Source organism: Sedimenticola thiotaurini (assembly GCF_001007875.1).
In the GTDB taxonomy this organism is placed as follows: Bacteria; Pseudomonadota; Gammaproteobacteria; order Chromatiales; family Chromatiaceae; genus Sedimenticola; species Sedimenticola thiotaurini.
Window position 1 is genome coordinate 3,239,317 of the sequence record NZ_CP011412.1, and the last position, 12,521, is coordinate 3,251,837.

11 protein-coding genes are annotated in these 12,521 nt (G+C 60.2%); 3 read left to right on the forward strand and 8 right to left on the reverse strand.

Annotated features, from left to right (window positions below):
* Positions 1-39: 39 nt before the first annotated feature.
* The 3 genes from AAY24_RS14915 to AAY24_RS14925 all read right to left on the reverse strand — a co-directional run bounded on the left by AAY24_RS14915 (position 40) and on the right by AAY24_RS14925 (position 3,643).
* Entirely contained in the window at positions 40-918 is an 879-nt protein-coding gene (locus AAY24_RS14915) for a radical SAM protein (RefSeq protein ID WP_046860351.1), read from the reverse strand.
* A gap of 4 nt (positions 919-922) precedes the next feature.
* Positions 923-2,110, reverse strand: a complete 1,188-nt coding sequence (locus AAY24_RS14920; RefSeq protein ID WP_082117171.1) for an SUMF1/EgtB/PvdO family nonheme iron enzyme — start codon at positions 2,108-2,110, stop codon at positions 923-925.
* Between the two features lie 63 nt (positions 2,111-2,173).
* Entirely contained in the window at positions 2,174-3,643 is a 1,470-nt protein-coding gene (locus AAY24_RS14925) for an AAA family ATPase (protein ID WP_046860353.1), read from the reverse strand.
* A gap of 240 nt (positions 3,644-3,883) precedes the next feature.
* Between AAY24_RS14925 and AAY24_RS14930 the strand changes: the two genes are divergently transcribed.
* A complete protein-coding gene (locus AAY24_RS14930; RefSeq protein ID WP_046860354.1) occupies positions 3,884-4,597 on the forward strand; it encodes a sulfite exporter TauE/SafE family protein in 714 nt (237 codons plus the stop codon).
* A gap of 14 nt (positions 4,598-4,611) precedes the next feature.
* Positions 4,612-5,502, forward strand: a complete 891-nt coding sequence (locus AAY24_RS14935) for a sigma 54-interacting transcriptional regulator (RefSeq protein ID WP_046861354.1) — start codon at positions 4,612-4,614, stop codon at positions 5,500-5,502.
* Positions 5,503-5,603: 101 nt separating this feature from the next.
* Here AAY24_RS14935 and AAY24_RS14940 read toward each other — a convergent pair whose 3' ends face one another.
* On the reverse strand, positions 5,604-8,285 hold the full coding sequence (locus tag AAY24_RS14940) for a bifunctional acetate--CoA ligase family protein/GNAT family N-acetyltransferase (protein ID WP_046860355.1): 2,682 nt from the start codon (positions 8,283-8,285) through the stop codon (positions 5,604-5,606).
* Between the two features lie 115 nt (positions 8,286-8,400).
* Here AAY24_RS14940 and AAY24_RS14945 point away from each other — a divergent pair, with 115 nt between their 5' ends.
* The gene (locus AAY24_RS14945) at positions 8,401-9,291 is read left to right on the forward strand and encodes a histone deacetylase family protein (protein ID WP_335337249.1); all 891 of its coding nucleotides are present in this window, start codon (positions 8,401-8,403) and stop codon (positions 9,289-9,291) included.
* Positions 9,292-9,396: 105 nt separating this feature from the next.
* On the opposite strand, the gene AAY24_RS14950 is transcribed toward AAY24_RS14945, so the two are convergent.
* From AAY24_RS14950 to AAY24_RS14965, 4 genes are read right to left on the reverse strand one after another with little or no spacing between them, the layout of a single operon-like run.
* On the reverse strand, positions 9,397-10,665 hold the full coding sequence (locus AAY24_RS14950; RefSeq protein ID WP_046860357.1) for a TRAP transporter large permease: 1,269 nt from the start codon (positions 10,663-10,665) through the stop codon (positions 9,397-9,399).
* On the reverse strand, positions 10,662-11,150 hold the full coding sequence (locus AAY24_RS14955) for a TRAP transporter small permease (RefSeq protein WP_052761265.1): 489 nt from the start codon (positions 11,148-11,150) through the stop codon (positions 10,662-10,664). The genes AAY24_RS14950 and AAY24_RS14955 overlap by 4 nt, the downstream gene beginning before the upstream one ends.
* Positions 11,147-11,488 (reverse strand): cupin domain-containing protein, encoded by a 342-nt coding sequence (locus AAY24_RS14960; protein ID WP_046860358.1) that lies wholly within the window; start codon positions 11,486-11,488, stop codon positions 11,147-11,149. The genes AAY24_RS14955 and AAY24_RS14960 overlap by 4 nt, the downstream gene beginning before the upstream one ends.
* A gap of 3 nt (positions 11,489-11,491) precedes the next feature.
* A complete protein-coding gene (locus AAY24_RS14965; protein WP_046860359.1) occupies positions 11,492-12,487 on the reverse strand; it encodes a TRAP transporter substrate-binding protein in 996 nt (331 codons plus the stop codon).
* Positions 12,488-12,521 lie beyond the last annotated feature (34 nt).

The following is a 12,521-nucleotide window of genomic DNA, read 5'->3' on the forward strand; positions in this document are numbered from 1 at the left end:
AATTCGGCTCGAACATCCTGTTTAGCTGGTCAACTGCCGCTACAAGCTGCGCAGAAACCGGGGACGGAGCTGCTCACCATGGAGGATGGCCCGATCGATACTGTCCAGCAACCGTTCCCGGTCCTTGGGCAGGTTGCCCGCCAGGGCCAGGGCGTTGGAGGCGTGGTTGGAACGGAAAATTACCGGTTTGGGCGGTTCAATGCCAGCCACTAACTGACGCTGTTCCCGCAACAGGGCCTGGTCATCCTGGGGAATGAAGGGTTCGTCAAACTTTTCCAGAAACTCCTGCTGTACATCGGGTTCCAGAAACAGCTGTAGCGTTGACAAGTAGGTGACCGGCGTCTGGTTCAGCAGCTCTATAGTGCCCCGGATGTGCTCGTCCGAGCGTGTCTCACCCCCCAGGCCGAGAATGACGGTGGCGGAAACCTTCAGTCGGCAGTCGTGGGCCTTCTGCAGGGCGGCCCGGATACTGCGCGGGCTCGCCCCCTTGGTGATCTTTTTTAAAATGGTGCCGGAACCGGATTCGATACCCACATAGAGCAGGTTGAGTTTATGTTGTCGCAGCTGTGCCAGCTCGCTCTCCGTCTTGCGCAGGATATCGCTCGGATTGGCATAGCAGGAGACCCGGTTTAATCGGGGGAAGGTGTCATTCAGTCGCTCCAGGATGGCCAGCAGATGATCGCTGGGCAGGGTCAGGGCGTCCCCATCGGCCAGGAACACCCGCTGGGCGTCCGGCCAGGCCTGGGCGGCCTGGGCTATCTCGTTAAACACCGTCTCCAGTGGTCGCACAGTGTACTGCTTCTGCTTGTACATGGAGCAGAACGAACACTGGTTGAAGTGACACCCCAGGGTGGCCTGGATAATCAGGTTGTTGCCCTCGCTGGGCGGGCGGTAGAGCGGCATATCGTAATTGAACATCGGTTCACGACTCCTGTGGCGGATAGACCAGCCGGGTGCCGGCGAACAGGGTTTGGGATTCCGGGGCTGCATGGTGTCTGAAACTGATTCGACGAACCGCCGGTTGACTGTGCAGGCAGCCACCCCGCAGCACAGCGTGGTCCTGGGAGAATTGCCCCGGACCTGCGTCCGGGGCTGGATCAGGCTGGAACTTATCGTAGGGCTCAAAACGGTTGGCACACCACTCCCAGACACGACAGGTTGGTTGCAGTGCCTGGGTGCGCATCGCCACTTCCCACTGGTATTCATGTTGCAGTACCGCGCCACTCAGCTCGCCGCCCAGGGAGGCGACCCAGCAGGCATAGGCCCGGGCTTCATGTTGCGAGATACCCATCACTGGGTCAGTGGCCGGCAGATCGGCCGGGCCGTTCAGGCTAACGCCATACCAGGCGCCCTGGTCGTCACGGCGCCAGTGGTAGGGGTGTTCCTCCCTCTCCTGGCGCCATTCCCAGCCATCTTCGCTCCAGTAGTCCCGGGTGGTGTAGCCACCGGCTTCCATGAAGGCGAGCCAGGCCGCGTTGCTCACCGGCTGCCGGTCGATACGGAAGTTGCTCAGGTTGACGATCTGGGGAGGCAGCTCATTGTCCCGGGCGGCTGGGTCATCCTTGGCGCCGACCCGGTAGTGGCCCTGGGAGATGCCGACCAGTTCGGTCGACGGGGCTTGGGCGGTCAGTGGTCGCCCTACCCGATAGGGTTCCGCCATTTGCAGCCGTTGTTCCAGCAGGCACTGCAGCATCTGCTCGTAGAGCAGGGCCCGGGCCTGGTTGATCAGCAGTACCAACCGGTTGTCCGCCAACAGGGGGTGGCGCGGCAGTCGGTCCCTGTTAGCCAGCCGCATCAGGTTCTCTTCCTGCAGCTCCAACGCCCAGTTCATCAGGTGATCCTTGGGGGGCAGGCGCTCCCACTGAACTTCCGGCGGCAGTGCGCCGGGGCTGAATATCTCCGCTACCCGGTCGGTAAGGTCACTCTCTCCCTGAACCTGATCTCGTAACCACCAGGTTTCCAGGTAGGCGGCGCGACCGTAGTACCAGAGCAGGGGGGGCTGTGAGGGTGGATGGCTGCACCGGCACTGCTGTTCGCTGAGCGGTTCGATCAGTTGGGTCATCAGCTGTTGCAGGGCACTGAGCTGCCCGAGGGGGTGAGTAGGCGACATGATTAGCAGGATAACTTTGGTTGCGACTTCATCGGGTGGATTATGGTAGCCGGTTTGTGGGCATCAGTCTGCCGCTACGGTGCGGTTTGCTGCCCATTCCCGGAGCTGGGCGATCTTTTCCCCCATCACCACCGAGAGCGGACGGGTCCGTTCTATCTCCTCCAGCAGATGTTCAGTATCCAGTTTGCTCTCCTGCGCCTGGGCGGCATAGAGGGCGGAGACGATAACCTGCTCGATCTCGGCACCGGTAAAACCTTCGCTGGCGCTGCCCAGTAAAGTCAGGTCAAAGCCACTCGGCGCCTGGTTGCGGCGGCGCAGGTGGATATCAAAGATCTTGCGACGTGTCGTCTCGCTGGGTAGATCTACAAAGAAGATCTCATCCAATCTGCCCTTGCGCAGCAGTTCGGGAGGCAGGCGCTGGACGTCGTTGGCGGTGGCCACGAGGAATACCGATTGCCTTTTTTCCGCCATCCAGGTGAGCAGGGTGCCGAGAATGCGCAATGAGACGCCGTCATCCGACTGACCGGCGGAGACGCCTTTCTCGATCTCATCCATCCAGAGCACGCAGGGGGCCATGCTCTCGGCGATCTCCAGGGCATTTCGGAGATTCTTTTCGGTTTCACCAATGTACTTGTTGTAGAGCGCCCCGAAGTCGATCCGCAACAGGGGGACGCCAAAGGTGCCGGCAACTGCTTTGGCGGCCAGGCTCTTGCCGCCCCCCTGGACACCCAGCAACATGATGCCGCGGGGCTGGTCCAGGCTGCTGGCCTTGCCGGCAAAAGCGCGGTGGCGATGGCTCAGCCACTCCTTCAGATTGGCCAGGCCGGCCACTTCCGCAAAGCTGGCGGTGTCATATTCAAAGGCGATCACGCCGTCCTGGTTGATCAGTTCGTATTTGCTCTTCATCAGGCCGGGCAGATCTTCCTGGCTGATAGCGCCGTCGTTTTCAATCGCGGAGCGGATCAGCCGGCGGGCGTCAGTGGCGGTCACTCCCGTGAGATTGGAGGCCAGGCGATCCACCGCCAGCTGATCGGCCTGCACCTTGCGACGATTCTGTGACTGCCAACGCCGCGCCTCTTCCTTGATTAATCGCTTGATCGTGGCGCGATCGGGCAGGCGCAGATTGAAGCGGGCGGTCAGGTGTCTGATCTCCGGCGGAATGGAGATATCGTGGCTGAGGAAGATCAGGGTCTTGCCGATCTGTTCATACTCCTGGGCAATCTCCTTGATCAGGCGCACATGGATCGGGTCGTCCAGGAACGGGTGGAAATCCAGCAGCAGGAAATAGCCGGGCTGGGACAGCGCCTTGATGTGCTTGAGTACTTCTCGCGGCTCTGCGGTGAATTTCTGGGCGCCGAAATCCGCCTCCAGTCGTCTGAGACCCTCGGTGACGGTCCACTGGTACATCGGATGATCCATGCGCAGGCCGAGCTGGGCCAGCATCTGGGTCACCCTGACCTCCTCCAGGGATTCGATCACGATCACCGGAGTGTGGGAGGTCAGAATCAGTTCAAGGTCATGCAGCTCTTTCATGGTTATTCCTGTGCATAGGCGACCTGCGCACTTTAGCAATCTTTCAGCAGTGCTGCAGTAGTGGGGCTGCTGGCAAAATGTCGCCAATTGTTATTGATCAATACATGTCGGGATAGAATGGCATATGATAACGGGAAGAAGAGTTACCATGCAGGTGATGGCGCTGACGGGTCATCACATCGGTTGGATGCGCAGGCTGTGTTTCATTCCTGCGGCCTGAATACAGATGGTGGAATATAATTGGACCTGTCATTGCCACTGGCGTTTACTGTCGGGCTGTTTAGTGCGGTGCACTGCATCGGTATGTGTGGCGGTATTATGGGGGCGTTGAGCTACGGCTTGCCGCCGGCGCTACGTCAGAACAGTACGCGATTTCTGCTGTTTTTGTTGGCCTACAACTGTGGGCGGATATTGAGTTACGCCGTTGCCGGTGCCCTGATCGGCTTACTGGGGAGCGCGCTGCTGGAGGCACTTGGCCCCGGGCAGGGACATCGTTGGCTGCAGTGGTTTGCGGCGCTGATCATGGTGCTGATCGGCCTCCATGTGGCAGGTTGGCTACCGCGTCTGGCCCAGGTGGAACGGATTGGTGCCCCGCTGTGGCGCTTGCTTGAGCCGCTGGGCCGGCGAATGATGCCGGTTGAATCGGTGCTTCAGGCCCTGGCCTATGGGGCGGTCTGGGGCTGGCTGCCTTGCGGTTTGGTCTACACTATGTTGATCTCCACCGCAACCAAGGTCGGCCCGCTGGATGGGGCTCTGTATATGGCAGCATTCGGCCTGGGTACCCTGCCTTCGGTGCTGGCGACCGGTATGTTGGCGGGGCGGCTATACCGCTACGCACAGAATTCCTATTTGAAGGTGGCAGTGGGGTTGATTATTATAGTGATGGGTCTGTTGACGCTCTGGTACCCGGGTTTGCTGGATATGACCACCTATCAACAGACAAACATTCAATAGTGAGTGATACCGTTATGAACAGTGTTGCAGAGAAAATGTATGGCAGCTCGCCCGTATTCAGTCGGGCGTTAAATGCTGCCCGTATGGTGGCGGGAACCGATGCGCCTGTGCTGATTACCGGGGAACCAGGGTCGGGGAAGGCGTCTATGGCCCATGAGATCCACGCCACCAGTCGACGCTCCAATGGCGAATTCCGGATGATCGGCTGTGCCGGCATCGATGAGCGTCAGCTGGAAGCGGAACTGATGGCGACTCCCAGTGGTTCCACCCTCTATATGGATGAGGTGGCGGACCTGTCGGCAGAGGCGCAGGCCAAGCTGCTGCACTTTCTTGAATCGGTTGAGGCTCGCCACACCGGCTATCCGGATGTCAGGGTGCTGGCCTCTACAGGCGCCGATCTGCTGGCGTTGCAGATGTCGGGTGAATTCCGGGAAGATCTCTACTACCGGTTGCATGTAGTGCCGCTGGCGTTACCGCCACTGCGCGAACGGGCTGATGATATTGTACTGCTGCTGAAACAGTTCACCACCGATCTGGCGCGGCGGCATGGCCGCAAGGCTCCGCGTTACTCGGTTACCGCGCGCAATCTGGTCAAGCAGTACCGCTGGCCCGGTAATGTGCGTGAGTTGCGTAATTTCTGTGAACGTATGGTGATTCTGCTGCCAGGGGCGATCGTTCAGCCGGATGATATGCCGTTGGAGATGCGCCGCGACTCGGCTACTGCAACCAATCGGGGGCTGTTTTCGTTGCCGGAGGAGGGCGTCGACCTGTTTGAACTGGAAGGGGATATTATCCGGCAGGCGATCTGCATGAGTGGCGGTAACCGCAGCAAGGCGGCGCGTCTGCTGGGTTTGACCCGGGATACCCTGCTCTACCGCATCCAGAAACACGCCATAGAGGTGTGAATCAGCCCAGCTGAACCAGCTGGCCGATCCATCCATGGGAAAACCCCAGCCACCCGGCTGGGGTTTTTTGTTCTGGCACGGTTCAATTCCCGCTGCTTTTGCTACAACCAGCGTTCCACTATCCGTATGCCGGTGTCCTCTGGAGAATTGCGGATAGCGAAGCCGAGTCGGCGCATCAGGGAGAGCATGCGGTTGTTGTCCGACAGCACCTCCCCTTCGATCATGCGGATGCCCCGGGTGCGGGCCGCCTCCATTAACGCCTCCATCAGTTTTGAGCCGATACCCATGCGCCGCTTGGTATCCAGTACCGCCAGGGCAAATTCGCAGGATTGGCTGTCAGGATTGACGGTGTAGCGCGCCACACCCAACTGGGTGCGTTTGCCGTTCTCGTTAATTACCGCGATCAGCGCCATCTCCCGGTCGTAATCGGGCTGGGTGAAGCGTGCCAGCATCTCTGGTGTCAGTTCGTCAATGGTCTGCATGAAGCGGAAATATTTCGCTTCGGGTGACATGTTACGCACGAACTCCTGCTCCGTATCCGCATCCTCCGGTCGGATCGGCCGTATGGTCAGTGCGGTGCCGTCCGACAGCAGAAAGCGCGAGACCAGCTCGGAAGGGTAGGGGTGGATGGCCATGTGGGCGTAGGGGATCGGGGCCGTGGGGGGGCGACCCACCCGGATACGGACATCCGCCGCCACCACCCCATTCTCGTCCGCCAGCAGGGGATTGAGGTCCATCTCCACGATATGGGGGAGTTCGCACACCATGTCGGATACCCGTAACAGGATATGCTCCACATGTTCCGGGTTGACAGCGGACATCTGGCGGAACGGTTCCAGCAGCTTGGCGGCCCGGGTGCGTGCGATCAGGCGCTGGGCCAGCAGGCTGTTCAGTGGCGGCAGGGCAACGGCGCTGTCACGCAGTATCTCCACCGCCGTGCCGCCGGAGCCGAAGGCGATGACCGGGCCGAAGACCGGATCACGCTTCACCCCCACCATCAGCTCGCGGGTATTCAGGTTGGATGACATGGGTTCTACCGTTACGCCCAGAATGTTCAACTCGGGGTGGCGTTTATGTACCGATTCCACCAGGGATTTGTAGGCGCTGTGTACGTCCGGCGCACTGGTGATATTCAGCCGTACACCCCCCACATCCGATTTGTGGCTCACGTCCGGGGAGTTGATCTTCATGGCGACCGGAAAGCCGACCGTCTCCGCTGCCACCAGTGCCTGGGTCGGTGAGTTGGCTTCGATGGTCTGGGTACAGGGGATATGGAAAGCGCGCAGGATCGCTTTCGACTCCAGATCGGTGAGTATTTCCCGACCTTCAGCCAATGCGGCTTCCATGATCAGCCGGACCCCTTCCACATCCGGTTCCCGTTCGTCTGAAATCGGCCCTGGCGTCTGCAGCAGCAGCTTCTGGTTCCGGCAGTGACGGGAGAGATAGGCAAATGCCTCCACCGCCCGTTCCGGGGTGATGAAGCTGGGCAGGTGGTTAGCTGAAAGCCGTTCCCGGGCTTCCCGGATACGGGTTTCACCCATCCAGCAGGCCAGCACCGGTTTGCCCTTTCTGTTCTTGGCGGCCTCAATCACCGCCTGGGCGGAATCAAGCGGATTGCTCATGGGGAGCGGGGTGAACAGGGTCAGTATGCCGTCCACACCAGGGTCCTTCAGGCAAGCCTTGACCGCTTCACCATAAGCCTCGGCGCTGGCATCGCCGGTGATGTCGATCGGGTTACCGTGAGACCAGTTGCCGGGCAGATGTTTGTCCAGATTCACAATGGTCTCGTCACTCAACTGGGCGACCTCGACCCGCAGGTCTTCAGCCCGGTCGGTAGCCAATACACCAGGCCCGCCGCCGTTGGTGATGATGGCCAACCGGTTGCCGTTGACTTTTTTCCCCGCCGATAGTATTTCCGCCGCGGCAAACAGCTGGCCGAAGGTCATGGCCCGCACCACACCGGCCCGTTCCAGGGCGGCATCAAACACATCATCAGAGCCGATCATAGCGCCGGTATGGGTGCTGGCCGCTTGGGAGCCTTTGGCGTGCCGCCCCACCTTCAACACAATTACCGGTTTTGCCCGGGCGGCCGTACGCAATCCACTCATGAAGGCGCGGGCGTCATGAATACCTTCGATGTAGAGCAGGATGGCGGATGTTTTGTAGTCAGACGCGAGGTAGTCCAGCACATCGCCAAAATCGATATCGATGGCATTGCCCAGGGAGACCACGGTGGAAAAACCGAGCTGATGCGGCTTGGCCCAGTCCAGAATCGCGGTGCAGAGCGCGCCGGACTGTGATACCAGGGCCAGGCCGCCGGCTGGAGCGGGGGTTTCCCGAAAAGTGGCGTCTAGCCCGACGCTGGGACGCATCAGCCCCAGACAGTTGGGACCCACCAGGCGCAGATTGTAGTGTTTGGCGGTCTCCAGTATGGATCGCTCGATCCTCGCCCCGGCGGGGCCGGTTTCACGGAATCCCGGCGTCAGGATCACTGCGGCGCGTACGCCCTGTTCCCCGCACTCACGGATGATGCCCGGTACAGTCTTCGCGGGTGAAGTGATTACCGCCAGGTCTACCGGCAGCTCAATATCGCCAATCTTCTTGTAGCAGGCATGCCCCTGAACCGACTTGTGGCTGGGGTTGATCGGATAGAGCTCGCCTTTGAAACCGGCCTGGAGCAGGTTTTTAAACACCCGGGTGCCGATTCTTTCGGATTTTTCGCTGGCACCGAATACGGCGATGCTCTTTGGCGAGAAAAGGGTGTCGAGATGGTGTGGGCCCATGGTTCTTTTTGCCTGTTGCGATGGAAAGGAATAGAGTATTTGTATGAGAGGGATTTTACATTTTTTTGAGGGTTGAGTTTTGTCTATAGCCTATATTTCGCATCCCGATTGCCTGTTGCATGATGTTGGTCAAGATCATCCTGAGCAGCCAGCACGCCTCCGCGCCATCCAGGATCAGTTGATCAGCACAGGCATGGAGCTTGTCATGAGTATGTACGAAGCGCCACGGGCCAGGCGTGAACATCTGGAGCTGGCGCACGATCCGGACTATATCTCAATGCTCTATACCGATGCGCCCCATGAAGGGATTCTGGAACTGGACGGTGATACTTTCATGATGCCGAAAACCCTGGATGCGGCGCTACGTGCCGCCGGGGCAGTGGTGATGGGTGTGGATCTGGTGATGAGCAAAGAGGCGACAGCGGCATTCTGCGCCGTTCGTCCCCCCGGCCATCATGCAGAGCGGGATCGGGCCATGGGTTTCTGCTATCTCAATAACGTGGCGGTAGGTGCGGCCTATGCGATCGATAAGCACGGCCTGGATCGGGTCGCCATTATCGATTTTGATGTGCATCACGGTAACGGTACCGAGCACATCTTTGCCACCGATCCCCGGGTGCTGTTCTGTTCCAGTTTTCAACACCCCTTCTACCCCTTCACCGGCCATGAGACCGATACCGACCATATCGTCAACATCACACTGCCGGCGGGGGCCGGCAGTGCCGAGTTCCGTGAGCAGGTGGAAGCGCACTGGATTCCTGCTCTGCACAATTTCAAGCCCCAACTGGTGATGATTTCAGCCGGTTTCGATGCCCATATCGCCGATGAGATGGGCCACCTGCGATTGCGCGAGGCCGATTACGACTGGGTGACCGGTTTGCTCAAGGGGGTCGCCGACCAGTATGCGGAGGGGCGCATTGTCTCCACCCTGGAGGGGGGTTATGACCTGGGTTCCCTGGCCCGCAGCGTACTGGCCCACCTGGATGCCCTGTTAGGGGGGCGCTAGCCGGTCGGATGACGACCGTTACCTTGTCTGCAGTTTTGCCGTTCTGGAATTGGCTCGTTTCTGCATTTTGGCAGGCAGATATAGTCGTGCACTGTGGCGATGTGGCTACAACAGGGCGAGGGAGAGCCAGGGCCAGTAGGTGATGAGCAGCAGTGCCGCCAGCAGGATCAGGAACCAGGGCAGGGTGGCCCGGTAAAGTTGCAATACCGGTTTCTTGAAACGGTAGCTGGCGATGAACAGGTTCATTCCCACCGGTGGGGTGAAGTAGCCGATCTGCATATTGGCCAGGAAGATGATGCCGAGATGCACCGGGTCGATACCGTAGCCGATGGCGATCGGCAGCAGTAACGGCACCATCAGCACCAGGGCGGAAAAGATATCCAGCATGGTGCCGAGAATCAGCAGAAAGATATTCAGCAGTATCAGGAAGGTCAGTTTGTCGTCCACCAGTTCCCGGATCGTGTCGAACAGCAGGCTGGGTATCCCGGCGTCGATCAGGTAATTGGTGGAGGCCAGTGACAGCCCCAGGATCAGCAGTATTCCCCCGACCAGTACCATGGATTCCCGCATGACCTGCGGCAGCCTGCCGTAGGGGATTTCGCGCAGGATAACGACTTCCACCAGCAGGACGTAACAGGCGGTTACTGCGGCGGCCTCAGAGATGGCGAAGTAGCCGCTGTAGATACCACCCAGCACCACCAGGGGCAATGGCAGTTCCCAGATGGCGTCCCGCATGGCGGCCACTGCCTCGCGGGCCGAGAAGGGCGTCAGGGGCAGGGATCGGTTGGAGAAGACAGACCAGCCCGCCAGCAGGCTCAGCATCAGCAGTCCGGGCAGAATGCCGGCCAGGAACATCGCTTCCACGGTGATGTTGTGGGCAATACCCAGCTGCTGGGCAATCACGGCGTACAGAATCAGCGGCAGTGCCGGGGCGAACAGCAGGCCCAGGCTGCCGGAGGTGGTGACCAGTCCCAGGCTGAAGTTGTCCGGGTAACCGGAACGAGTGAGGGCGGGATAGAGCAGTGCACCGAGTGCCACGATAGTGACGCCGGATGCCCCGGTAAAGGCGGTGAACAGGGCGCAGGCGATCAGGGAGACCAGTGCCAGGCCGCCCGGCATCCAGCCGAGCAGCGCCTGGGTCAGGCGCACCAGGCGGCGGGGAGCGCCGCTTTCACTCAACAGATAGCCGGCAAAGGTGAACAGAGGAATCGCCAGCAGCACCGGCATCTCGGCGATACGGTAGAACTCGATGGCGACTACCGACAGATCGATTTCGGAGCGGTAGAAACCGAGCATGGCGCTGGCGGCGATAATGCCGAACAGCGGGGCGCCCAGCAGGGCGAGCAGCAGTAACAGCAGGCCGGTCAGGATCATTGTTTCTCCTGCGGCGGTTGCGGGGCCAGGCTGCAGAGCAGCAGGCGCAGGGCGATGATGCCGAAGCCGATCGGCATCACCAGCTGAAACGGCCAGATCGGCAGGAGATCCAGAAAGCGGTTGCCGTCCTGGTATTCAAAGCCGACGAAGCGCGCCGCATGCCAGGCCAGCAGGGCGCAGACCAGGGCGGTGAACGCGTCCGTCAGCCGCCGTGCGATACGGCCGGCGGTGTCGGGCAGGTAGCGGGTCAGCAGGTCGATGCGGATATGGTTGTTGTCCCGGGTGGCCGCCATGGCCCCCAGCAGGGTGACCCAGAGTACCATCAGGCGCAGGGTCGGATCTCCCCAGCTAAGGCCGTAGTCCCACAGGTTGCGCAGCAGAATCTGGCCGGTGGCGAGCAGAATCATGGCGGTTAGCAGCAGGGCCAGCAGCAGATCTTCCAGTTGCCGCAGGCGTATAACCAGCTGTTTCAGCCGCGCGCTCAAGGTCCTGCTCCGGAGTCCGGCATGTCGCGCTCCAGGTGCAGCGCCAGCCAGGTGCAGGGCGGGTCGATTGAGGTATCGGTGACCTGGTGGGGGGTGCCGGCCGGGATCAGCAGGCTGTCACCGGCGACAAGCCGTATCGGTTGCCCCGCCAGATCCAGTGTGGCTTCTCCCTGCAGAACCATTACCCATTCATCCTCCTGCTGCAGAAACGGCTCGGATCTGAAGCGTGGTGGGCTGACAATGCGCAGCAGTCTGGCGTGGCGGTTGGCGGCCAGAAGATCGGTCTGTTCCTCCCCGATGACGTGGGGCAGATCGGTCAGCAGGTGACGGGTCGGCATGGTTTATCTCTGGCCCTTCCTGAAATCGGCCAGCAACTGTTGGATCTGCTGGAACAGCGTCGGATCGAGCTGATGTTCCCGTTTGAGATTGGCCTCCACTTTGTCGATCAGATGCTGCCAGCTTGCGCGCTCTCCCTCTTCGGGGCGGAAGAACCGGATACCCTGTTTCTTCAGCGCCTTAAGGGCGGCTTGGTTGTCGATCCGGGTCTGCTGGTTGATCTGCCGGAAGCGCTCTTCCATGATCTCCCGGAGAATCTGCCGATCGCTGCTGGAGATTTTATTCAACGCTTTGTCCCGGATCACCAGGGTGCCGTAGAGATAGATCAGGGGGATATCCGCCACGTGCTTGATACGGGTGTGCCACTGCAGGGCGATAGCACCGGACGGGGAGGAGCCGACCGTATCGATCAGCCCGGTCTGCAGACCGGTCAGCACGTCGGTGAGTGGCAGGGGAACCGGGGACACCCCGATACTGCGGAACGCACTGAGACTGATCTGATCCCCCTCGGGACTCCATATTTTGCGTTGTAACAACTGATCGACGTTATCCAGCGGTAGTTGGGACATCAGGTAAGCAAAGCCCCCTTCACTGAAGCCGTAACTGATAAATCCGGCCTTTTTCAGCCCGGCCACCAGCCTTGGGTCCATCCGTTTGCGGACATAATCCACCTCGTCGAGCGAGCGGAACAGGAACGGCAGGCTGTAGATCTGGATATCGGGATAGATCGCAGCCAGCCCACCGGCGGTCAGGGCGCCGCCATGCAACTGCCCGACCCGGATCTTGCGCAGCACGCTGTTGTCGTTGCCCATTACGCCGCCGGGATAAAAGCGCAGTTTCACCCGTCCTTCGGTGCGCTGTTCCAGCTCTTCGGCACCGGATCTGAGCATGTTCATCCAGCTGGTGCCGTCCGGCAGCAGAGTGGCAATCTTCAGGGTGGTGGCGTGTGTCGGGAGAGTGGGGAGCAGCAGAAGCAGCAGTATGGGCAGGTATTTGGGCATGGGATATCCGGGTATTGTTATTGATAGGTCTATC